19 protein-coding genes are annotated in these 22,420 nt (G+C 56.3%); 16 read left to right on the plus strand and 3 right to left on the minus strand.

Annotated features, from left to right (window positions below; all coding sequences use genetic code 11):
* From leuB to leuL, 3 genes are all read right to left on the minus strand, one after another.
* Positions 1–1,092 (minus strand): 3-isopropylmalate dehydrogenase, encoded by a 1,092-nt coding sequence (gene leuB / locus M989_RS17565; RefSeq protein WP_064547410.1) that lies wholly within the window; start codon positions 1,090–1,092, stop codon positions 1–3.
* Entirely contained in the window at positions 1,092–2,663 is a 1,572-nt protein-coding gene (gene leuA / locus M989_RS17570) for a 2-isopropylmalate synthase (protein ID WP_064547412.1), read from the minus strand. Before leuA ends, leuB begins: the two co-directional genes overlap by 1 nt.
* 91 nt (positions 2,664–2,754) lie before the next feature.
* The gene (leuL, locus tag M989_RS26560; RefSeq protein ID WP_100249930.1) at positions 2,755–2,841 is read right to left on the minus strand and encodes a leu operon leader peptide; all 87 of its coding nucleotides are present in this window, start codon (positions 2,839–2,841) and stop codon (positions 2,755–2,757) included.
* A 600-nt stretch (positions 2,842–3,441) separates the two neighbouring features.
* Between leuL and leuO the strand changes: the two genes are divergently transcribed.
* The 16 genes from leuO (at position 3,442) to M989_RS17650 (ending at position 22,420) form a co-directional block, all read left to right on the plus strand.
* Positions 3,442–4,413 carry a transcriptional regulator LeuO gene (gene leuO / locus M989_RS17575; RefSeq protein WP_064547414.1) on the plus strand — a complete coding sequence of 324 codons (972 nt, stop codon included), beginning with the start codon at positions 3,442–3,444 and terminating at the stop codon, positions 4,411–4,413.
* Between the two features lie 389 nt (positions 4,414–4,802).
* Entirely contained in the window at positions 4,803–6,527 is a 1,725-nt protein-coding gene (gene ilvI / locus M989_RS17580; RefSeq protein WP_064547415.1) for an acetolactate synthase 3 large subunit, read from the plus strand.
* Between the two features lie 2 nt (positions 6,528–6,529).
* Positions 6,530–7,021 (plus strand): acetolactate synthase small subunit, encoded by a 492-nt coding sequence (ilvN, locus tag M989_RS17585; protein WP_035893016.1) that lies wholly within the window; start codon positions 6,530–6,532, stop codon positions 7,019–7,021.
* Between the two features lie 252 nt (positions 7,022–7,273).
* Entirely contained in the window at positions 7,274–8,278 is a 1,005-nt protein-coding gene (gene cra / locus M989_RS17590) for a catabolite repressor/activator (protein WP_064547417.1), read from the plus strand.
* Between the two features lie 594 nt (positions 8,279–8,872).
* Positions 8,873–9,331 (plus strand): division/cell wall cluster transcriptional repressor MraZ, encoded by a 459-nt coding sequence (gene mraZ / locus M989_RS17595; RefSeq protein ID WP_064547419.1) that lies wholly within the window; start codon positions 8,873–8,875, stop codon positions 9,329–9,331.
* 2 nt (positions 9,332–9,333) lie between these two features.
* Positions 9,334–10,275 carry a 16S rRNA (cytosine(1402)-N(4))-methyltransferase RsmH gene (rsmH, locus tag M989_RS17600; RefSeq protein WP_064547421.1) on the plus strand — a complete coding sequence of 314 codons (942 nt, stop codon included), beginning with the start codon at positions 9,334–9,336 and terminating at the stop codon, positions 10,273–10,275.
* Positions 10,272–10,637: a cell division protein FtsL gene (gene ftsL / locus M989_RS17605; protein ID WP_035893020.1), complete on the plus strand. Its 366-nt coding sequence runs from the start codon at positions 10,272–10,274 to the stop codon at positions 10,635–10,637. The genes rsmH and ftsL overlap by 4 nt, the downstream gene beginning before the upstream one ends.
* Positions 10,638–10,652: 15 nt before the next feature.
* Positions 10,653–12,419: a peptidoglycan glycosyltransferase FtsI gene (locus M989_RS17610; RefSeq protein ID WP_064547423.1), complete on the plus strand. Its 1,767-nt coding sequence runs from the start codon at positions 10,653–10,655 to the stop codon at positions 12,417–12,419.
* Positions 12,406–13,893: a UDP-N-acetylmuramoyl-L-alanyl-D-glutamate--2,6-diaminopimelate ligase gene (gene murE / locus M989_RS17615; RefSeq protein WP_064547425.1), complete on the plus strand. Its 1,488-nt coding sequence runs from the start codon at positions 12,406–12,408 to the stop codon at positions 13,891–13,893. The genes M989_RS17610 and murE overlap by 14 nt, the downstream gene beginning before the upstream one ends.
* Complete coding sequence (murF, locus tag M989_RS17620) at positions 13,890–15,248, plus strand: UDP-N-acetylmuramoyl-tripeptide--D-alanyl-D-alanine ligase (protein WP_064547427.1); 1,359 nt, start codon at positions 13,890–13,892, stop codon at positions 15,246–15,248. The genes murE and murF overlap by 4 nt, the downstream gene beginning before the upstream one ends.
* Entirely contained in the window at positions 15,242–16,324 is a 1,083-nt protein-coding gene (gene mraY, locus M989_RS17625) for a phospho-N-acetylmuramoyl-pentapeptide-transferase (protein WP_064547429.1), read from the plus strand. The genes murF and mraY overlap by 7 nt, the downstream gene beginning before the upstream one ends.
* A 2-nt stretch (positions 16,325–16,326) precedes the next feature.
* Positions 16,327–17,643, plus strand: a complete 1,317-nt coding sequence (gene murD / locus M989_RS17630) for a UDP-N-acetylmuramoyl-L-alanine--D-glutamate ligase (protein WP_064547431.1) — start codon at positions 16,327–16,329, stop codon at positions 17,641–17,643.
* The gene (gene ftsW / locus M989_RS17635) at positions 17,643–18,914 is read left to right on the plus strand and encodes a cell division protein FtsW (RefSeq protein WP_064547433.1); all 1,272 of its coding nucleotides are present in this window, start codon (positions 17,643–17,645) and stop codon (positions 18,912–18,914) included. The genes murD and ftsW overlap by 1 nt, the downstream gene beginning before the upstream one ends.
* A complete protein-coding gene (gene murG, locus M989_RS17640) occupies positions 18,911–19,978 on the plus strand; it encodes an undecaprenyldiphospho-muramoylpentapeptide beta-N-acetylglucosaminyltransferase (protein ID WP_064547435.1) in 1,068 nt (355 codons plus the stop codon). Before ftsW ends, murG begins: the two co-directional genes overlap by 4 nt.
* A 53-nt stretch (positions 19,979–20,031) precedes the next feature.
* Entirely contained in the window at positions 20,032–21,507 is a 1,476-nt protein-coding gene (murC, locus tag M989_RS17645; protein ID WP_064547437.1) for a UDP-N-acetylmuramate--L-alanine ligase, read from the plus strand.
* Positions 21,500–22,420: a D-alanine--D-alanine ligase gene (locus M989_RS17650; protein ID WP_064547440.1), complete on the plus strand. Its 921-nt coding sequence runs from the start codon at positions 21,500–21,502 to the stop codon at positions 22,418–22,420. The genes murC and M989_RS17650 overlap by 8 nt, the downstream gene beginning before the upstream one ends.

Consider the following 22,420-nt stretch of genomic DNA (forward strand, 5'->3'; position numbering starts at 1 on the left):
TTACACCCCTTCGGCAACATAGCGGGCAATGATATCGCCCATTTCATCGGTGCTGACCGCCGCGCCGCCGCGGGCTAAATCACGGGTACGTACGCCTTCTTCCAGCGCGCGATTGATGGCGCTTTCAATGGCGGTGGCCGCATCGTTGGCGTCCAGGCTATAGCGCAGCAGCAGCGCCAGCGACAGGATCTGCGCCACCGGGTTGGCGATGTTCTTGCCGGCGATATCCGGCGCGGAGCCGCCCGCAGGTTCATACAGGCCAAAGCCTTCTTCGTTCAGGCTGGCGGACGGCAGCATGCCCATGGAGCCGGTGATCATCGCGCACTCGTCGGAGAGGATGTCGCCGAACAGGTTAGAACACAGCACGACGTCAAACTGTGACGGGTCTTTAATCAGCTGCATGGTGGCGTTGTCGATGTACATGTGCGCCAACTCAACGTCCGCGTACTCTTTAGCGATTTCACTGACGATTTCACGCCACAGAATGGAGGACTGCAGCACGTTAGATTTATCAATGGAGGTCACTTTGTGACGACGCTTACGTGCAGATTCAAACGCGATACGGGCGATACGCTCGATCTCGAAGCGGTGATATACCTCGGTATCAAACGCCTTCTCGTGCTGACCGCTGCCTTCGCGACCCTTCGGCTGGCCGAAGTAAATGCCGCCGGTCAGTTCGCGCACGCACAGGATATCGAAGCCGTTAGCGGCGATGTCGGCGCGCAGCGGGCAGAACTCTTCCAGACCCTGGTACAGCTTCGCCGGACGCAGGTTGCTGAACAGCTTGAAGTGTTTACGCAGCGGCAGCAGCGCACCGCGCTCCGGCTGCTGGTTCGGCGGCAGGTTTTCCCATTTTGGGCCGCCCACGGAACCAAACAGAATAGCGTCGGCCTGGTCGCAGCCGTCGACGGTTGCCTGCGGCAGTGGTTCGCCGTGGCGATCGATGGCGATACCACCCACGTCGTAGTGGCTGGTGGTAATGCGCATGTCAAAACGTTGACGCACGGCTTCCAGGACTTTCAATGCCTGTGCCATGACTTCCGGGCCAATTCCGTCACCTGGTAACACAGCAATATGATAATTCTTCGACATCACACGGTTTCCTTGTTGTTTTCTTTATTCTTGATCTTGCGTTGCAATTCTTTTTCGACTTCGGCGGCGCGCCAGATATTGTTCAGCACGTGCACCATCGCTTTGGCGGAGGATTCGACGATATCCGTCGCCAGGCCAACGCCGTGGAAGCGGCGACCGTTATAGTTAACGACGATATCGACCTGACCCAGCGCGTCTTTGCCCTGGCCTTTGGCGTTCAGGTCATATTTCACCAGCTCGACGTCGTAGCCGGTGATACGGTTAATCGCCTGGTAAATCGCATCGACCGGGCCGTTACCGTTAGCGGCTTCTGCCTTGGTTTCTTCACCACAGGCCAGCTTCACGGACGCGGTAGCGATATCGCTGGAGCCGGACTGCACGCTGAAGTAATCCAGGCGGAAATGCTCTGGCTCTTCCTGCTGCTTGTTGATGAACGCCAGCGCTTCCAGATCGTAATCGAAGACCTGGCCTTTTTTGTCCGCCAGCTTCAGGAACGCGTCGTACAGGTGGTCCATGTTGTAGTCGGTATCTTTGTAGCCCATCTCTTCCATGCGGTGCTTCACGGCAGCGCGGCCAGAGCGGGAGGTCAGGTTCAGCTGTACCTGGTTCAGACCGATGGATTCCGGGGTCATGATTTCGTAGTTTTCGCGGTTCTTCAGCACGCCGTCCTGGTGGATGCCGGAAGAGTGGGCGAAGGCGCCGGTACCGACGATGGCTTTGTTGGCCGGAATCGGCATGTTGCAGATCTGGCTGACGGTCTGGCTGGTGCGCCAGATTTCGTTATGGTTAATCGCGGTGTGCACTTTCATAATGTCTTTGCGCACTTTAATCGCCATGATGACCTCTTCCAGCGAGCAGTTACCCGCGCGCTCACCGATGCCGTTCATCGCGCCTTCAACCTGACGAGCACCCGCGTGGACTGCGGCCAGCGAGTTACCCACCGCCATGCCCAGATCGTCGTGGGTGTGTACGGAGATAATCGCTTTATCGATGTTTGGTACGCGTTCGTACAGGCCGGTAATGATGTTGGAGAATTCAAATGGCAGGGTATAGCCGACGGTATCTGGAATGTTGATGGTGGTGGCTCCGGCGTTAATGGCGGCTTCAACCACGCGAGCCAGCTGATCAATTGGAGTACGGCCAGCATCTTCGCAGGAGAACTCAACGTCGTCGGTATAGTTGCGCGCCCGTTTCACCATATAGACCGCACGTTCAATCACTTCATCCAGCGTGCTGCGCAGCTTGGTCGCGATATGCATCGGCGAGGTGGCAATAAAAGTATGAATACGGAACGCTTCAGCCACTTTTAATGACTCGGCGGCAACGTCAATATCCGCCTCTACGCAGCGAGCCAGCGCACAGACGCGGCTGTTTTTAATGTTGCGCGCGATGGTTTGTACGGATTCAAAATCGCCCGGAGAAGAGACCGGAAACCCGACTTCCATCACGTCAACGCCCATACGCTCGAGGGCAAAAGCAATCTGCAGTTTCTCTTTCACGCTCAGGCTTGCCTGCAATGCCTGTTCACCATCACGTAAGGTCGTATCAAAAATAATGACTTGCTGGCTCATGGTTTAGGTCCTTGGTTAACTTGGGGCGCCTTGCTACGAGCATAAAAAAACCCGCGCAGCGGCGCGGGTTTTTCGTTTAACTGATGATGACTTAACGTTGAACGTCGCACACCAGCCTACCGCGCACAGAAGAGGCGTTTAGTAGTAGTAGGCCGTTGAAGCGAGTGGTACGGAACATGTCATCATTCTCCAGATGAATTCGATATGCTTTTAGTGGTACTGGATATGCTTTCTGATGTCAACCCTGAGTGAAGAAAAGAGGACAAAGGAAGGGGGGAAAGGAAACGGGTAAATTAGCTAATTGTGCTGACGAGTGTCTCACTTTATAGAATATCGTTTTCTTAGGTTGTTCATGGTTTTAATATTTTGTCGCATATTCACATGATTAATCGCAACTTATCATGAGTTGGTCACGTTTTCGTGTTTAACCTATCAATTTGATAATGTTGGTTTTATTGTTTGATAGCTCACCGCCTGTGAAGATAAAACACTATTTCTGCTACCAGAATGTTAATTTTGACAGTATCAAAAATAAAACAATTTAATAATGCTTAATTTAATGTGTCTTTTTCTGTCTGTTGTATATTCGTCTAATCTATGGGTAAACTATCTACCATTAGCTTGGTGATATAAATTAAGGGTGATTTTCTTTGGGAAATTCACTCTTATGCATCTTTATATATTCCTATTTTTATTTAATTCTCTTTTTTGGATTTTATATGCATGGTAAATCATATAGCCTCAATATATTACTGCGATTCTGTAAAGGGAGTTTTGTATGACAATGGAGTCTGAGAGCGTAATTAGCGCGCCGGAGAAGCAGCGAGTCTCTGTTAATGAAGGAACCAAACCGCAGCTTCGAATGGTCGATTTAAATCTACTGACCGTATTTGATGCGGTGATGCAGGAGCAAAATATTACCCGTGCCGCGCATATGCTTGGCATGTCCCAGCCCGCGGTCAGCAACGCCGTGGCGCGTTTGAAGGTGATGTTTAACGACGAGCTGTTCGTTCGCTACGGCCGCGGCATCCAGCCTACCGCTCGCGCTTTCCAGCTGTTCGGCTCCATTCGTCAGGCGCTGCAGTTGGTGCAAAATGAATTGCCAGGTTCGGGTTTTGAGCCGTTGAGCAGCGAACGGGTATTTAATCTTTGTGTTTGCAGTCCGCTGGATAATTATCTGACGTCTATTATCTTAAATAAGGTGAATGAAGTCGCACCACATATTCACATGGTGTTTAAATCATCCTTAAACCAAAACACTGAGCATCAGCTACGTTACCAGGAAATCGAATTTGTCCTGGGATACGAAGAGTTTCGCCGCCCGGAATTTGCGTGTGTCCCTTTATTTAATGACGAAATGGTGCTCGTGGTCAGTAAGACGCATCCTCGCATTAACGGTCCGGTTTCGGAATCTCAAATTTATCAGGAAGAGCACGCGGTGGTTTCGCTGGATCGCTATGCGTCATTTAGCCAACCGTGGTATGACTCGGTGGATAAACAAAGCCGTATTGCCTATCAGGGCATGGCGCTGGTCAGCGTATTAAATGTGGTTTCTCAAACCCATCTGGTCGCCATCGCGCCGCGCCGCCTGGCGGAAGAGTTTTCCGAGCAGCTTCACTTGCAGGTATTACCGCTTCCGATGAAGCTAAATAGCCGTACCTGCTACCTTTCCTGGCATGAGGCGGCGGGCCGTGATAAAGGTCACCAGTGGATGGAAGAGCTGCTGGTCAATGCTTGCCGTCCGCAATAGCCTCTGGCAATAAGCAGAATGCATTAGCATTCTGCTTATCTTGTCTATCAAGCTAAAAGTAGAATATTGTTCTGTTGTTGTCCCTGGCGCGGCGCGGTGAGAAAGTGAAAAATGCAGGTTTTGCTGTAATGATGTCATTCGCCCGAGTATCTACGTCCTCCTTTTCTTATCGATGAAGTAATCCACCATCATTTTCCCTTTTCTCTTTATTTTTTCTCTTTTGGGTACTGCACCTACGCCGGATGGGTGAATTGCCTGCCTGGTGGCGAGCGGTTATGTTAGGTCGTGACCTTAATTCAGCGCCGGTGGATGGCTGACGCGCCGTCGACGCATGACCGTCGGAAAATGATTTCCCCGGTCATCAAGAAAGAGAAGCCTGGAGGCAAATCATGGAGATGTTGTCAGGAGCCGAGATGGTCGTCCGATCGTTAATCGATCAGGGCGTAAAGCAGGTATTTGGCTACCCGGGGGGCGCGGTCCTCGATATTTATGACGCGCTGCATACGGTCGGCGGCATCGATCACGTACTGGTTCGCCACGAACAGGCGGCGGTGCACATGGCTGACGGCCTGGCGCGCGCGACCGGTGAAGTGGGAGTAGTGCTGGTCACCTCTGGCCCGGGGGCGACGAACGCCATCACCGGGATTGCAACGGCCTATATGGACTCCATCCCGCTGGTGGTGCTTTCCGGTCAGGTGGCCACTTCGCTGATTGGCTATGATGCGTTTCAGGAGTGCGACATGGTCGGGATCTCCCGTCCGGTGGTGAAGCACAGCTTCCTGGTGAAACAGACCGAAGATATTCCCGCTGTGCTGAAGAAAGCTTTCTGGCTGGCGGCCAGCGGTCGTCCGGGACCGGTCGTTGTCGACCTGCCGAAAGATATCCTCAACCCGGCGAATAAACTGCCGTACGTCTGGCCGGATGCGGTCAGCATGCGCTCTTACAACCCAACGACTACGGGCCATAAAGGGCAGATTAAGCGTGCGCTGCAAACGCTGATTGCGGCGAAAAAACCGGTGGTATACGTCGGCGGCGGGGTGGTTAACGCCGAGTGCCACGCACAGCTGCGTACGTTGATTGAAAAACTGAACCTGCCGGTAGCCTCTTCATTAATGGGGCTCGGCGGCTTCCCGGCCACCCATCGTCAGGCGTTAGGTATGCTGGGGATGCACGGTACCTATGAAGCCAACATGACCATGCATCATTCTGACGTGATCTTCGCCGTTGGGGTGCGCTTTGACGATCGCACCACCAATAACCTCGCGAAGTACTGCCCGGATGCCACTGTACTGCACATTGATATCGATCCGACGTCGATCTCCAAAACGGTACCGGCGGATATTCCGATCGTCGGTGACGCAGGTCTGGTGCTCGATCAAATGCTGGAGTTGCTGGATCAAGAAAGCGTCGCCCAGCCGCTGGATGATATTCGCGACTGGTGGCAGCAGATTGAACAGTGGCGCGCCCGTCACTGCCTGAAGTATGACGATAAGAGCGAACAAATTAAGCCCCAGGCGGTGGTCGAAACCGTCTGGAAACTGACCCAGGGCGACGCCTACGTGACGTCCGACGTTGGGCAGCATCAGATGTTTGCCGCGCTGTACTACCCGTTTGATAAGCCGCGTCGTTGGATCAACTCCGGCGGTCTGGGCACCATGGGCTTTGGCCTTCCCGCTGCGCTGGGCGTCAAAATGGCGCTGCCGGAAGAAACCGTCATTTGCGTGACTGGCGATGGCAGCATCCAGATGAACATTCAGGAGCTGTCGACCGCGCTGCAATATGAGCTGCCGGTGCTGGTGTTGAACCTGAATAATGGCTATCTGGGGATGGTGAAACAGTGGCAGGACATGATTTACTCCGGGCGTCATTCTCAGTCCTATATGCAGTCGCTGCCAGACTTTGTGCGCCTGGCTGAAGCTTACGGGCATGTTGGTATTCGCATTACGCGTCCGGACGAGCTGGAGAGCAAGCTCGCTGAGGCGCTGGAGCAGGTGCGCAATAATCGCCTGGTGTTTGTCGACGTCGCCGTCGACGGTAGCGAACATGTCTACCCGATGCAGATTCGCGGCGGGGCAATGGACGAGATGTGGCTGAGCAAAACGGAGAGAACCTGATTATGCGCCGGATATTATCTGTACTGCTGGAAAACGAGTCCGGGGCGCTGTCGCGCGTGATTGGGCTTTTCTCGCAACGCGGCTACAACATTGAGAGCCTGACCGTTGCACCTACCGATGACCCAACGTTGTCGCGCATGACCATTCAGACCGTCGGCGATGAGAAAACCATTGAGCAGATTGAAAAACAGCTGCATAAGCTGGTGGACGTGCTGCGGGTCAATGAGCTGGGGCAGGGCGCACATGTTGAGCGTGAAATCATGCTGGTGAAGGTACAGGCCAGCGGCTATGGCCGTGACGAAGTGAAGCGGAATACGGAGATTTTCCGTGGGCAGATTATCGACGTCACGCCGTCGCTCTATACCGTCCAACTGGCGGGCACCAGCGACAAGCTGGATGCGTTCCTCGCCTCGCTGCGCGATGTCGCAAGAATTGTTGAAGTAGCACGCTCCGGCGTGGTCGGTTTGTCGCGCGGCGATAAGATTATGCGTTAATCGTGTTGTCCTGAAGCCGTAACCAGCAACGGTAAGCCGGATAAGGCGTTTACGCCGCCATCCGGCAACTTGCGCGGTTCTGCCGGATGGCGCTTCGCTGATCCGGCCTACAACTCATCGCTTAATCGTAGCCCGGCCTGAAGTCGGGCTTTTTTTTGCGAAATCAGCAATAAGTGCGAACAAAACCTATTGCCGATCGGATCATTCTGCGTTTAGATGTTACGGATTATACTTATAAAGCAAGGGGCAATTGTGAAACTGGATGAGATCGCCCGGCTTGCCGGTGTTTCCCGAACCACCGCCAGCTATGTGATTAACGGTAAAGCGAAGCAGTACCGCGTCAGTGATAAAACTGTCGAAAAGGTGATGGCCGTCGTGCGTGAGCACAACTACCATCCTAACGCGGTCGCCGCCGGGCTGCGTGCAGGACGCACGCGTTCTATCGGGTTAGTTATCCCGGATCTGGAAAACACCAGCTATACCCGCATCGCCAACTATCTTGAGCGTCAGGCGCGCCAGCGCGGCTATCAGTTGCTGATTGCCTGCTCGGAAGATCAGCCGGATAACGAGATGCGCTGCATTGAGCATCTGCTGCAGCGTCAGGTTGATGCGATCATTGTCTCTACCTCGCTGCCGCCGGAGCATCCGTTCTATCAGCGCTGGGCGAACGACGCGTTCCCGATTGTCGCACTCGACCGTGCCCTTGACCGCGAACATTTCACCAGCGTTGTGGGTGCCGACCAGGATGACGCAGAAATGCTCGCCGCCGAGTTGCGTACCTTCCCGGCTGAAACCGTGCTTTATCTCGGCGCGCTGCCGGAGCTGTCGGTCAGCTATCTGCGCGAGCAGGGCTTCCGTACCGCCTGGAAAGACGATCCGCGTGAGGTACATTTCCTCTATGCCAATAGCTATGAACGTGAAGCCTCGGCGCAGCTGTTCGAGAAATGGCTTGAGACCCACCCGATGCCAGAGGCGCTGTTTACCACGTCTTTTGCGCTGTTACAGGGCGTGATGGATGTGACGTTGCGCCGTGAGGGTAAGCTGCCGACTAATCTGGCGATTGCCACCTTCGGCGATAATGAGCTGCTTGATTTCCTGCAGTGTCCGGTACTTGCGGTTGCCCAGCGTCACCGCGATGTGGCAGAACGCGTGCTGGAGATTGTGCTGGCGAGCCTCGATGAACCGCGTAAGCCAAAACCCGGTTTGAGCCGTATTCGTCGTAACCTGTATCGTCGCGGTAGCCTGAGCCGCCGATAAGTTTTTCATGATGGGGCGGCGAAATGTCGCCTCCATTACATAAAACTTAATTCTTATGTGGATATTCAGATTATTCCTCATTTTTGGTTAGCACTCTATTTAATACGCCTCATTTGTCCCCCTTCCGTGCTTATTATTGTGAACACAAAGTAAAAATATATTATTTGTGTATTATTTTGTTACATTCGCCGTGCGGATTGCCGAAATAACAAACACTTCTCAACTCCCCTACCAGAATGGGCGAGCCAGCAGAACGTCATTCCCCTTCGGGGCGCGCCACAGAGGACTGTTAACGCGCATCATAATGTCCTAAAATGCCGCTCGCGTCGCAAACTGACACTTTATATATTCTTTTGATGATATTTAGTCGCGTTAACGTGATGTGAATCCCTTTGTATTTTTCTTGCGGGTATTCATGACGTTAATTTGCCTCGTCTGTTGGATAATTTTTAATCAGAGCTATTGTCGGCCTTAAATAGCGGTATTTTGGACTCTGTTGGCATTCATGCTGGCTTGACAAGCTTTTCCTCTGCTCCGTAAACTCCTTTGAGTGGGAATTTGTGGGTTAAAGTGGTAATAAGGGGTGAGGCTGGCATGTTCCGAGGGGCAACGTTAGTCAATCTTGACAACAAAGGGCGTTTAGCCGTTCCTGTCCGATATCGGGACACGTTGATCGAGAGCGCTACCGGTCAAATGGTTTGTACCATTGACATCCATCACCCCTGCCTGCTGCTTTATCCTCTGCCCGAATGGGAAATTATCGAGCAAAAGCTATCGCGTTTGTCGAGCATGAATCCCGTTGAGCGCCGCGTGCAGCGGCTGCTGCTAGGGCATGCCAGCGAATGTCAGATGGATAATGCCGGGCGGTTGTTAATCGCGCCGGTTTTACGGCAACACGCCGGATTGACCAAAGAAGTGATGCTGGTCGGGCAGTTCAACAAGTTTGAACTGTGGGATGAGACGGCCTGGTATCAACGGGTCAAGGAAGATATCGACGCTGAGCAATCTGCTTCAGGGGCGCTGTCGGAGCGATTGCAGGATTTGTCCTTATAAATATGATGGAAAACTTTAAACACACCACGGTACTGCTGGACGAGGCGGTTAACGGCCTGAATATCCGTCCGGACGGTATCTATATTGATGGCACCTTTGGTCGCGGTGGTCACTCGCGCCTGATCCTCTCGCAGCTTGGCGAGCAGGGGCGCCTGATTGCGATCGATCGCGATCCTGAGGCGATTGCGGTGGCGAAGACCATCGACGATCCGCGTTTTTCCATCGTGCATGGCCCTTTCTCTGCGCTGGCGGACTACGTCGCCGAGCGCGATCTCGTTGGTAAGATCGACGGGATTCTTCTCGATCTTGGCGTTTCTTCACCGCAGCTTGACGATGCCGAGCGCGGTTTCTCGTTTATGCGCGATGGCCCGCTGGACATGCGTATGGACCCAACTCGCGGCCAGTCTGCCGCTGAATGGCTGCAAACGGCAGAAGAAGCGGATATCGCCTGGGTGATTAAAACCTTCGGCGAAGAGCGCTTTGGTAAACGTATTGCCCGCGCCATCGTTGAGCGCAACCGCGTGGAACCGATGACCCGCACCAAAGAGCTGGCGGAAGTGATCGCCGCCGCGATGCCGGTGAAAGACAAATTCAAACACCCCGCAACCCGTACCTTCCAGGCGGTGCGTATTTGGGTGAACAGTGAGCTGGAGGAGATAGAGCTGGCGCTAAAAAGCTCGCTTGGCGTGCTGGCCCCGGGTGGGCGGCTTTCCATTATCAGCTTCCATTCGCTGGAAGACCGCATCGTGAAGCGCTTTATGCGTGAGCAGAGCCGCGGTCCACAGGTTCCGGCGGGGATCCCGATGACCGAAGAGCAACTCAGGAAACTGGGTGGCCGTCATTTACGAGCGTTAGGCAAGTTGATGCCGGGCGAAGAAGAAGTGGCTGAAAATCCACGAGCTCGTAGTTCAGTTCTGCGTATTGCAGAGAGGACGAACGCATGATCGGCAGAGTGACAGAGGCCCTGAGCAAAGTAACCGGGTCGTTAGGAAATGGCGAACGTCATGCCTTGCCTGGCGTAATTCGCGACGACCTTTTGCAGTTTGGGAAGCTGCCACTCTGTCTGTTCATTTGCATTATTGTGACGGCGGTGACGGTGGTAACAACCGCCCACCATACCCGCCTGTTAACGGCCCAACGAGAGCAGTTGGTGCTGGAGCGCGATGCGTTAGATATTGAATGGCGAAACCTGATCCTCGAAGAGAATGCTCTCGGCGATCACAGCCGCGTCGAACGTATTGCTACTGAAAAGTTGCAGATGCAACATGTTGATCCATCAAAAGAAAACATTGTTGTTCAGAAATAAGGATTATTGCAACGCATGAAACCGGCGGCAAAAACGCTTAAGCCAAAACGTCAGGAAGAACAGGCCAACTTTATCAGTTGGCGTTTTGCGTTGCTTTGCGGCTGTATTTTTATGGCGCTCGCGTTCCTGCTTGGACGCGCGGCCTGGTTGCAAATTATTGCCCCTGATAAGCTGGTGCGCGAGGGTGACATGCGCTCTTTACGCGTCCAGCAGGTCTCGACTTCTCGCGGTTTGATTACTGACCGCTCCGGGCGTCCGCTGGCGGTGAGCGTGCCGGTAAAAGCCATCTGGGCTGACCCGAAAGAGCTGCACGAAGCGGGTGGCGTGGTGCTAAACAACCGCTGGAAGGCGCTGGCCGATGCCCTGAATATGCCGCTCGATCAGCTGGCTAACCGCATCAACACCAACCCGCGTATGCGCTTTATCTATCTGGCTCGTCAGGTAAACCCTGATATGGCCGACTACATCAAAAAGCTGAAGCTGCCGGGGATTTATCTGCGTGAAGAGTCCCGCCGTTACTACCCGTCAGGTGAAGTGACTGCTCACCTCATCGGCTTCACCAACGTCGATAGCCAGGGGATTGAAGGGGTTGAGAAGAGTTTCGACAAATGGTTAACCGGCCAGCCGGGCGAACGTATTGTCCGTAAAGACCGCTATGGCCGGGTCATTGAAGATATCTCCTCGACTGACAGCCAGGCGGCGCACAACTTGGCGTTGAGCATTGATGAACGCCTGCAGGCGCTGGTGTACCGTGAGCTGAATAACGCAGTGGCGTTTAACAAAGCGGAATCCGGTAGCGCCGTGCTGGTCGACGTGAACACCGGCGAAGTGCTGGCAATGGCCAACAGCCCGTCTTACAACCCGAACAACTTTACCGGCACGGCCAAAGACACCATGCGTAACCGGGCTATCACCGACGTGTTTGAACCGGGTTCTACGGTGAAACCGATGGTGGTGATGACCGCGCTTCAGCGCGGCGTGGTGCGCGAAAATACCGTGCTGAACACCATCCCATACCGTATTAACGGCCACGAAATCAAAGACGTGGCGCGCTACAGCGAATTGACCCTGACCGGGGTACTACAGAAGTCGAGTAACGTTGGTGTTTCCAAGCTGGCGTTAGCGATGCCGTCCTCAGCGTTAGTAGATACTTACTCACGTTTTGGGCTGGGAAAAGCGACCAATTTGGGGTTGGTCGGAGAACGCAGTGGCTTATATCCTCAAAAACAACGGTGGTCTGACATAGAGAGGGCCACCTTCTCTTTCGGCTACGGGCTAATGGTAACGCCGTTACAGTTAGCGCGTGTCTACGCAACGATTGGCAGCTATGGGATCTACCGTCCGCTGTCGATAACCAAAGTTGACCCGCCGGTTCCCGGCGAGCGCGTGTTCCCGGAATCCATCGTTCGCACCGTCGTTCATATGATGGAAAGCGTGGCGCTGCCTGGCGGCGGCGGCGTGAAGGCGGCGATCAAAGGCTACCGTATTGCGATTAAAACCGGTACGGCGAAAAAAGTCGGTCCGGACGGGCGCTATATCAACAAATACATTGCTTACACCGCGGGCGTCGCGCCAGCCAGCCAGCCGCGCTTTGCGCTGGTGGTGGTCATCAACGACCCGCAGGCGGGTAAATACTACGGTGGCGCCGTTTCTGCGCCGGTGTTTGGTGCCATCATGGGCGGCGTACTGCGCACGATGAACATTGAGCCGGATGCGCTGGCAACGGGCGATAAGAGTGAATTTGTGACAAATCAAGGCGAGGGATCAGGTGGCAGATCGTAATTTGCGCGACCTTCTTGCTCCGTGGGTGCCAAATGCACCGGAGCGAGTACTGCGAGAGATGACGCTCGACAGCCGTGTGGCTGCATCGGGCGATCTGTTCGTAGCGGTAGTGGGTCATCAGGCGGACGGGCGTCGTTATATCCCGCAGGCAATTGCGCAGGGTGTTGCTGCGATTGTCGCCGAGGCAAAAGATGAAGCGACCGACGGTGAAATCCGTGAAATGCACGGCGTGCCGGTTATTTACCTCAGCCAGTTAAACGAACGCTTATCGGCGCTAGCCGGGCGTTTTTATCATGAACCGTCCGACAGCCTGCGTCTGGTGGGCGTGACCGGTACCAACGGTAAAACCACCACCACGCAGCTAATCGCACAGTGGTGCCAACTGCTGGGCGAAACCAGCGCGGTGATGGGCACGGTAGGCAATGGCCTGCTGGGCAAAGCGATCCCGACGGAAAACACCACCGGTTCGGCGGTTGATGTTCAGCATGTGCTCTCCGGCCTGGTGGCCGAAGGCGCAACGATGGCGGCGATGGAAGTATCGTCCCATGGCCTGGTCCAGCATCGTGTTGCGGCACTTAAATTTGCCGCCTCCGTGTTCACCAACCTGAGTCGCGATCACCTTGATTATCATGGTGATATGGAGCACTACGAAGCCGCGAAATGGCTGCTGTATTCCACGCACCACTGCGGCCAGGCGATTGTTAACGCCGATGACGAGGTGGGCCGTCGTTGGCTCAGCCGTCTGCCGGATGCGGTGGCGGTGTCGATGGAAGACCATATTAATCCGAATTGTCATGGCCGCTGGCTGAAAGCCACCGCCGTGAACTACCACGACAGCGGCGCGACCATTCACTTTGACTCCAGCTGGGGCGAAGGCGAAATTGAAAGCCGTCTGATGGGCGCCTTTAACGTCAGCAATCTGCTGCTGGCGCTGGCTACGCTACTGGCGCTGGACTATTCCCTGAGCGACCTGCTGAAAACCGCGTCGCGCTTACAGCCTGTCTGCGGGCGTATGGAAGTGTTTAGCGCGCCGGGTAAACCTACGGTGGTGGTCGATTACGCCCACACCCCGGATGCGCTGGAGAAAGCCTTGCAGGCCGCGCGTCTGCACTGTACGGGCAAGCTGTGGTGCGTCTTTGGCTGCGGCGGCGATCGCGATAAGGGCAAACGTCCGCTGATGGGGGCGATTGCCGAAGAGTTTGCCGACGTCGCCGTCGTCACCGATGACAATCCGCGTACCGAAGAGCCGCGCGCGATTATCAACGATATTCTGGCCGGGATGGTCGATGCCGGGCATGCGAAAGTGATGGAAGGCCGCGCGGAAGCGGTGACCAACGCCATCATGCAGGCTAAAGAGAGCGACGTGGTGCTGCTGGCCGGTAAAGGCCACGAAGATTATCAAATCGTTGGCAACCATCGTCTCGACTATTCCGACCGCGTGACCGCAGCCCGTCTGCTGGGAGTGGTGGCATGATTAACGTCACGTTGAAGCAACTGGCCGACATTCTGCGCGGCGAACTGCATGGCGACGATCGTCTGATTGCCGATGTCACGACCGACACGCGTAAATTAACCCCAGGTTGCCTGTTTGTGGCGCTGAAGGGCGAACGTTTTGACGCGCACGATTTTGCGCAAACCGCCAAAGACGGCGGCGCGGGTGCGCTGCTGGTCAGCCGCAAGCTGGATATTGACCTGCCGCAGCTGGTGGTGAGCGATACCCGCCTCGCCTTTGGCGAACTGGCGGCCTGGGTTCGTCAGCAGGTGCCAGCGCGCGTGGTCGCGCTGACCGGTTCCTCCGGTAAAACCTCGGTTAAAGAGATGACCGCGGCGATCCTCAGCCAGTGCGGCAACACGCTTTATACCGCAGGCAACCTAAATAATGACATCGGCGTGCCGATGACATTACTGCGCCTGACGGCAGAGCATCAGTATGCGGTGATTGAACTGGGCGCCAACCATCAGGGCGAAATCGCCTGGACCGTCAGCCTGACCCGTCCGGAAGCGGCGCTGGTGAACAACCTGGCGGCTGCGCACCTTGAGGGCTTCGGCTCGCTGGCAGGCGTAGCGAAAGCCAAGGGCGAGATCTTTACCGGGCTGCCGGAAAACGGTATCGCAATTCTGAACGCGGATAACAACGACTGGGCCAACTGGCAGCAGGTGATTGGCGACCGTACCGTATGGCGCTTCTCTCCGAATGCGGCGGGCAGCGACTTTAGCGCCGCCAACGTGCGTATAACCTCGCAAGGTACCGAATTCACGCTCAATACGCCGAAGGGCAGCGTGGACGTACTGCTGCCTTTACCGGGTCGTCACAACATCGCCAATGCGCTGGCAGCGACCGCGCTGGCTACGGCGGTGGGCGCTGATCTCAACGCGGTAAAAGCCGGGTTGGCGCAGCTGAAAGCGGTGCCGGGGCGTCTGTTCCCGATTCACCTGACGGAGAGCCAGCTGCTGTTAGACGACTCCTACAATGCGAATGTCGGCTCGATGACCGCTGCGGTACAGGTGCTGTCCGAAATGCCGGGCTACCGCGTGCTGGTGGTGGGCGATATGGCAGAGCTGGGCGCTGAGAGTGAAGCGTGCCACATCCAGGTCGGCGAAGCGGCGAAAGCGGCGGGTATCGACCGTGTGCTGAGCGTTGGCAAATTAAGCCAGGCGATTAGCACGGCAAGCGGGGCAGGGGAGCACTTCACCGAGAAAGACTCGGCGATTGCGCGTCTGAAATCGCTTATTAATGAACATAAAACGATCACCATTCTGGTGAAAGGATCACGCAGTGCCGCCATGGAACAGGTCGTACGCGCTGTACAGGAGAACGGGACATGTTAGTGTGGCTGGCCGAACATCTGGTCAAATATTATTCCGGCTTTAACGTCTTTTCCTATCTGACGTTTCGCGCCATCGTCAGCCTGCTGACCGCGCTGTTCATCTCACTGTGGATGGGCCCGCGGATGATCGCCCGCTTGCAAAAAATGTCGTTCGGCCAGGTCGTGCGTAACGACGGTCCGGAATCTCACTTCAGTAAACGCGGTACGCCGACGATGGGTGGGATCATGATCCTCACCGCGATTACGGTGTCTGTACTGCTGTGGGCCTATCCGTCTAACCCGTACGTCTGGTGCGTGCTGACGGTGCTGATTGGTTACGGCATTATCGGTTTTGTCGATGACTACCGCAAAGTGGTACGCAAAGACACCAAAGGGCTGATCGCCCGCTGGAAGTACTTCTGGATGTCGGTGATTGCGCTGGGCGTGGCTTTTGCGCTGTATCTGGCCGGTAAAGATACGCCAGCCACCGAGTTGGTGGTGCCGTTCTTTAAAGACGTGATGCCGCAACTGGGTCTGCTCTACATCCTGCTGGCCTACTTCGTGATTGTCGGGACGGGTAACGCGGTCAACCTGACCGATGGGCTTGATGGCCTGGCGATCATGCCAACCGTCTTCGTCGCGGCGGGTTTTGCGCTGGTGGCGTGGGCGACCGGTAACATGAACTTTGCCAGCTACTTACACATTCCTTACCTGCGTCATGCGGGCGAGCTGGTGATCGTCTGTACGGCGATTGTCGGCGCGGGCTTAGGCTTCCTGTGGTTCAACACCTATCCGGCACAGGTCTTTATGGGCGACGTGGGCTCACTGGCGCTGGGCGGCGCGCTGGGTATTATCGCCGTGCTGCTGCGTCAGGAGTTCCTGCTGGTGATCATGGGCGGCGTCTTCGTGGTGGAAACCCTGTCGGTGATCCTGCAGGTGGGCTCCTTCAAGCTGCGCGGTCAGCGCATCTTCCGTATGGCGCCGATTCACCACCACTATGAATTGAAAGGTTGGCCGGAGCCGCGCGTGATCGTGCGCTTCTGGATTATTTCGCTGATGCTGGTGCTGATTGGCCTGGCAACGCTGAAGGTACGTTAATCATGGCAGATTACCAGGGTAAAAACGTCGTCATCATTGGTCTTGGACTGACCGGGCTCTCCTGCGTGGATTTCTTCCTGGCGCAGAACGTCACGCCGCGCGTTATGGATACCCGAGCAACCCCGCCCGGTCTGGATAAGCTGCCGGAAGCGGTAGAACGTTATGTGGGGGGGCTGAATGAAGACTGGCTGATGGCGGCCGATCTGATCGTCGCCAGCCCTGGTATCGCGCTGGCAAACCCGGCGCTAAGCCGTGCTGCCGATGCTGGTATTGAAATTGTTGGTGATATTGAGCTGTTCTGCCGTGAAGCGCAGGCGCCGATTGTGGCGATCACCGGTTCCAACGGCAAAAGCACCGTCACCACGCTGGTTGGCGAAATGGCGAAAGCGGCGGGCGTTAACGTCGGCGTGGGCGGCAATATCGGCCTGCCTGCACTGATGCTGCTGGATCCGGCCCGCGAACTGTATGTACTGGAACTGTCCAGCTTCCAGCTGGAAACCACTTCCAGCCTGCGCGCGGCGGCAGCCACGATCCTCAACGTGACCGAAGATCATATGGACCGCTACCCGCTGGGCCTGCAACAGTATCGCGCGGCCAAGCTGAAGGTCTATGAAAACGCCAAAGTGTGCGTGGTGAACGCTGACGACGGCCTGACCATGCCGGTGCGCGGTGCCGACGAACGCTGCGTCAGCTTTGGCGTTGACGTGGGCGATTACCACCTGAACCGCCAGCAGGGCGAAACCTGGCTGCGCGTAAAAGGTGAAAAAGTATTGAACGTCAAAGAGATGCCGCTTACCGGGCAGCATAACTACAGCAACGCTCTGGCGGCGCTGGCGCTGGCAGATGCCGTCGGCCTGCCGCGCGCGACCAGCCTGAAAGCGTTGACCACCTTTAGCGGGCTGGCTCACCGCTTTCAGATTGTGCTTGAGCATAACGGCGTGCGCTGGATTAACGATTCTAAAGCCACCAACGTTGGCAGCACGGAAGCGGCATTAAACGGCCTGCATGTCGCGGGCACGCTGTATCTGCTGCTGGGCGGCGACGGCAAATCTGCCGACTTTGCGCCGCTGCAGCGTTATCTGACCGGCGACAACATTCGTCTGTACTGCTTTGGCCGCGACGGCGGTGAACTGGCTGCGCTGCGTCCGGAAATCGCCACTCAGACCGACACCATGGAAGAAGCGATGCGCCTGATTGCACCGCAGGTGAAGGCGGGCGACATGGTGCTGTTGTCTCCGGCCTGCGCCAGTCTTGACCAGTTCAAAAGCTTTGAGCAGCGCGGCGACGTGTTTGCTCGCCTGGCGAAGGAGTTAGGTTGATGCGTTTATCGCTCCCGCGCCTGAGACTGCCTCAACTGAGGCTGCCGCGTTTGCCGGGCATGCGCATTTTCGCATGGCTGTTTGGCTGGATGTTCGCCGCGCTGAAGGGCTGGGTGATGGGTTCTCGGGAGAAAGACACCGATAGCCTGATTATGTACGACCGCACGCTGCTGTGGCTGACGCTCGGCCTCGCGGCGATTGGTTTTATCATGGTGACTTCGGCGTCCATGCCCGTCGGGCAACGTCTGGCGAACGATCCGTTCCTGTTCGCTAAACGTGATGGCCTGTACCTGATTCTGGCCTTCTGCCTGGCGCTGATCACGTTGCGTTTGCCGATGTCGTTCTGGCAGCGCCACAGTACCTTTATGCTGATTGCATCCATCTGCATGCTGCTGATTGTACTGGTGGTGGGGAGTTCGGTTAACGGGGCATCGCGCTGGATTGCGCTCGGTCCGCTGCGTATTCAGCCCGCCGAGCTGACCAAGCTGTCGCTGTTTTGCTATATCGCCAACTATCTGGTGCGTAAAGCGGACGAGGTGCGCAACAACCTGCGCGGCTTCTTAAAGCCGATGGGCGTGATTTTCGTGCTGGCGATTTTACTGCTGGCGCAGCCTGACCTCGGTACCGTGGTGGTGCTGTTTGTGACGACGCTGGCGATGCTGTTCCTTGCCGGCGCCAAGCTGTGGCAGTTCATCGCCATTATCGGCATGGGGATCTCGGCGGTGGTGCTGCTGATCCTCGCCGAACCGTATCGTATTCGCCGCGTGACTTCCTTCTGGAACCCGTGGGAAGACCCGTTCGGCAGCGGCTATCAGTTAACCCAGTCGCTGATGGCCTTTGGCCGCGGCGAGATGTGGGGGCAGGGCTTAGGCAACTCGGTACAGAAACTGGAGTACCTGCCGGAGGCGCACACCGACTTCATCTTCGCCATCATCGGTGAGGAATTGGGTTATATCGGTGTGGTACTGGCACTTTTAATGGTATTCTTCGTCGCTTTCCGCGCCATGTCCATCGGTCGCAAAGCGCTGGAGATTAACCAACGTTTTTCTGGTTTCCTGGCTTGCGCAATCGGCGTGTGGTTCAGTTTCCAGGCGTTGGTGAACGTAGGGGCGGCAGCCGGTATGCTGCCGACGAAAGGCCTGACGCTGCCTCTGATCAGCTACGGTGGCTCCAGTCTTCTGATTATGTCGACTGCCATTATGTTCTTGTTACGAATTGATTATGAAACACGCCTGGAGAAAGCGCAGGCGTTTACCCGAGGTTCTCGATGAGCGGTCAAACAAAGCGGTTAATGGTGATGGCTGGCGGTACCGGTGGACACGTGTTCCCGGGGCTGGCGGTTGCGCACCATTTAATGGATCGGGGCTGGCAGGTGCGCTGGCTGGGAACCGCGGATCGTATGGAAGCCGACCTCGTACCGAAACACGGCATTGAGATTGATTTCATTCATATTTCCGGTCTGCGCGGCAAGGGCGTGAAGGCGCTGCTGCTGGCGCCGATGCGTATTTTCAACGCCTGGCGTCAGGCGCGGGCGATCATGAAGCGCTTTAAGCCGGACGTCGTGCTCGGAATGGGCGGCTATGTTTCTGGCCCCGGCGGTTTGGCGGCGTGGTCGCTGGGCATTCCGGTGGTACTGCACGAGCAGAACGGCATTGCCGGGCTGACCAACAAGTGGCTGGCGAAAATTGCCACTAAAGTGATGCAGGCCTTCCCAGGCGCATTCCCGAACGCTGAAGTGGTCGGTAACCCGGTGCGTGTCGACGTGCTGGCGCTGCCGCTGCCGGAACAGCGTCTGGTCGGGCGCGATGGCCCGATTCGCGTGCTGGTGGTCGGTGGCTCGCAGGGCGCGCGCATTCTGAACCAGACGATGCCGCAGGTGGCGCAACGTCTGGGCGATGCGGTGACTATCTGGCACCAGAGCGGCAAAGGCGGTCAACAGACCGTTGAGCAAGCCTATGCCGATGTCGGTCAGTCTCAGCATAAAGTGACCGAGTTTATTGACGATATGGCGGCAGCCTATGCGTGGGCTGACGTGGTGGTGTGCCGCTCCGGCGCGCTGACGGTTAGCGAAATTGCCGCAGCGGGGTTGCCGGCGATTTTCGTGCCGTTCCAGCATAAAGACCGCCAACAGTACTGGAACGCGCTGCCGCTGGAAAAAGCGGGCGCGGCGAAGATCTACGAGCAGCCGCAGTTTACGGCACAAGCGGTCGCGGACACGCTGGCAAGCTGGGATCGCAACACCTTGTTAGAGATGGCTGAACGCGCGCGCGCGGCGGCCATCCCGGATGCTACCGAACGGGTAGCAAAAGAAGTGAGCCTGGCAGCAAAGGCTTAATCATTGCGGCGCACTGGCGTCGCCCGAATTTTAGAAGTGATGGCGTTTAGAGAATGAATACACAACAACTGGCGAAACTGCGTTCTATCGTGCCCGAGATGCGTCGCGTCCGGCACATCCACTTTGTTGGCATCGGCGGCGCCGGGATGGGCGGTATTGCCGAAGTGTTGGCCAACGAAGGGTATCAGATCAGCGGTTCCGACCTGGCGCCAAACCCGGTCACGCAGCAGCTGAGCAAGCTGGGCGCCACCATCTATTTCAACCATCGCCCGGAAAACGTGCGCGATGCGAGCGTTGTTGTGGTGTCTACGGCGATCTCTGCCGATAACCCAGAGATTGTCGCGGCGCATGAAGCGCGTATTCCGGTGATCCGTCGCGCAGAGATGCTGGCAGAACTGATGCGTTTTCGTCATGGCATCGCCATTGCCGGCACGCACGGCAAAACCACCACTACCGCGATGGTGGCCAGTATTTACGCGGAAGCGGGGCTGGATCCGACCTTTGTTAACGGCGGTCTGGTGAAAGCGGCGGGCGTGCATGCGCGTCTGGGTAACAGCCGCTACCTGATTGCGGAAGCCGATGAGAGCGATGCGTCGTTCCTGCATTTGCAGCCGATGGTGGCCATTGTCACCAACATCGAAGCCGACCATATGGATACTTACCAGGGCGACTTCGAAAATTTAAAGCAGACGTTTATTAATTTCCTGCACAATTTGCCGTTTTATGGTCGTGCCGTGATGTGCGTGGACGACCCTGTCATTCGCGAGCTGCTGCCGCGCGTGGGTCGTCAGATTACTACCTACGGTTTTAGCGACGATGCCGACGTGCGCGTCGAAGGCTACCAGCAAATTGGCCCGCAGGGGCACTTCACGCTGGTGCGTCAGGACAAAGAGGAGCTGCGCGTGACGCTGAACGCGCCGGGCCGCCATAACGCGCTAAACGCGGCGGCGGCGGTTGCAGTGGCCACGGAAGAGGGCATTGAAGATGACGCGATTCTACGCGCGCTGGAGAGCTTCCAGGGCACCGGTCGTCGCTTCGATTTCCTGGGGGAGTTCCCGCTGGCGGAAGTGAATGGCAAAGAAGGCTCGGCGATGCTGGTGGATGATTATGGTCATCACCCGACGGAAGTGGACGCGACGATTAAAGCCGCGCGCGCTGGCTGGCCGGAGAAAAAACTGGTGATGGTCTTCCAGCCGCACCGTTATACCCGTACGCGCGATCTGTATGACGATTTTGCGCACGTGCTGACTCAGGTCGACGCGCTGCTGATGCTCGACGTTTACCCGGCTGGCGAAGCGCCGATTCCGGGCGCGGACAGCCGTTCGCTGTGCCGTACTATTCGCGGGCGTGGAAAAGTGGACCCGATTCTGGTCTCCGACCCGGCGCAAGTCGCTGAAATGCTGGCATCAGTACTGACGGGTAATGATCTTGTTCTAATTCAAGGCGCGGGAAATATTGGTAAAATCGCGCGTAACTTAGCTGAAATCAAACTGAAGCCGCAAACTCAGGAGGAACCGCGTCATGGCTGATAAAATCGCGGTTCTTCTCGGCGGCACTTCCGCCGAGCGCGATGTGTCGCTCAACTCCGGCGCGGCGGTGCTGGCTGGCCTGCGTGAGGCTGGTGTTGACGCCCATGCGGTCGACCCAAAAGAGACCGATGTTACCCAGTTGAAAAATATGGGTTTTCAGAAAGCGTTTATTGCGCTGCACGGTCGAGGCGGGGAAGATGGCACGTTGCAGGGGCTGCTGGAGCTGATTCAACTGCCTTACACCGGCAGCGGTGTGATGGCATCGGCCATCTCGATGGACAAACTGCGCAGTAAATTGCTGTGGCAGGGGGCCGGATTACCGGTCGCGCCGTGGGTAGCCATTGAGCGCCAGGCCTTTGAAAATGGGCTGTCTGAGGATGTTCAGGCGCAGATTGCCGGGCTGGGATTGCCGCTAATCGTCAAGCCGAGCCGTGAAGGTTCCAGCGTCGGCATGTCGAAAGTGACCGAGATTGCAGAACTGGCACCTGCGTTAGCGCAGGCGTTTCAACATGATGATGAAGTTCTGATTGAGAAATGGCTCAGTGGCCCTGAGTTTACGGTCGCGGTGCTTGGTGAAGAAATTTTACCGTCAGTTCGCATCCAACCGGCCGGAACCTTCTATGATTATGAGGCGAAGTATCTGTCTGATGAGACAAAATATTTCTGCCCTGGTTGTGAAGAATCGGCCCAGGAAGCAGCAATGCAATCTTTGGTGCTGAAAGCCTGGAAAGTTTTGGGTTGTCAGGGGTGGGGTCGTATCGACGTCATGCAGGACAGCGACGGGCAGTATTATCTGCTGGAGGCGAATACGTCTCCGGGGATGACTAGCCACAGTCTGGTGCCGATGGCGGCACGTCAGGCGGGAATCAGTTTCTCGCAGCTGGTAGTACGAATTCTGGACCTGGCGGGGTGA

Source organism: Kluyvera georgiana ATCC 51603, from assembly GCF_001654985.1.
GTDB lineage: Bacteria > Pseudomonadota > Gammaproteobacteria > Enterobacterales > Enterobacteriaceae > Kluyvera > Kluyvera georgiana.

Bases quoted from the DNA above. Each gene is read 5' to 3' on its own strand.
- ilvN (WP_035893016.1), top strand. From the start codon at position 6,530: ATGCGCCGGATATTATCTGTACTGCTGGAAAACGAGTCCGGGGCGCTG.
- ilvI (WP_064547415.1), top strand. From the start codon at position 4,803: ATGGAGATGTTGTCAGGAGCCGAGATGGTCGTCCGATCGTTAATCGAT.
- leuO (WP_064547414.1), top strand. From the start codon at position 3,442: ATGACAATGGAGTCTGAGAGCGTAATTAGCGCGCCGGAGAAGCAGCGA.
- M989_RS17610 (WP_064547423.1), top strand. From the start codon at position 10,653: ATGAAACCGGCGGCAAAAACGCTTAAGCCAAAACGTCAGGAAGAACAG.
- mraY (WP_064547429.1), top strand. From the start codon at position 15,242: ATGTTAGTGTGGCTGGCCGAACATCTGGTCAAATATTATTCCGGCTTT.
- murC (WP_064547437.1), top strand. From the start codon at position 20,032: ATGAATACACAACAACTGGCGAAACTGCGTTCTATCGTGCCCGAGATG.
- leuA (WP_064547412.1), bottom strand. From the start codon at position 2,663: ATGAGCCAGCAAGTCATTATTTTTGATACGACCTTACGTGATGGTGAA.
- murG (WP_064547435.1), top strand. From the start codon at position 18,911: ATGAGCGGTCAAACAAAGCGGTTAATGGTGATGGCTGGCGGTACCGGT.
- ftsW (WP_064547433.1), top strand. From the start codon at position 17,643: ATGCGTTTATCGCTCCCGCGCCTGAGACTGCCTCAACTGAGGCTGCCG.
- ftsL (WP_035893020.1), top strand. From the start codon at position 10,272: ATGATCGGCAGAGTGACAGAGGCCCTGAGCAAAGTAACCGGGTCGTTA.
- rsmH (WP_064547421.1), top strand. From the start codon at position 9,334: ATGATGGAAAACTTTAAACACACCACGGTACTGCTGGACGAGGCGGTT.
- mraZ (WP_064547419.1), top strand. From the start codon at position 8,873: ATGTTCCGAGGGGCAACGTTAGTCAATCTTGACAACAAAGGGCGTTTA.
- murD (WP_064547431.1), top strand. From the start codon at position 16,327: ATGGCAGATTACCAGGGTAAAAACGTCGTCATCATTGGTCTTGGACTG.
- M989_RS17650 (WP_064547440.1), top strand. From the start codon at position 21,500: ATGGCTGATAAAATCGCGGTTCTTCTCGGCGGCACTTCCGCCGAGCGC.
- leuL (WP_100249930.1), bottom strand. From the start codon at position 2,841: ATGTTCCGTACCACTCGCTTCAACGGCCTACTACTACTAAACGCCTCT.
- leuB (WP_064547410.1), bottom strand. From the start codon at position 1,092: ATGTCGAAGAATTATCATATTGCTGTGTTACCAGGTGACGGAATTGGC.
- murF (WP_064547427.1), top strand. From the start codon at position 13,890: ATGATTAACGTCACGTTGAAGCAACTGGCCGACATTCTGCGCGGCGAA.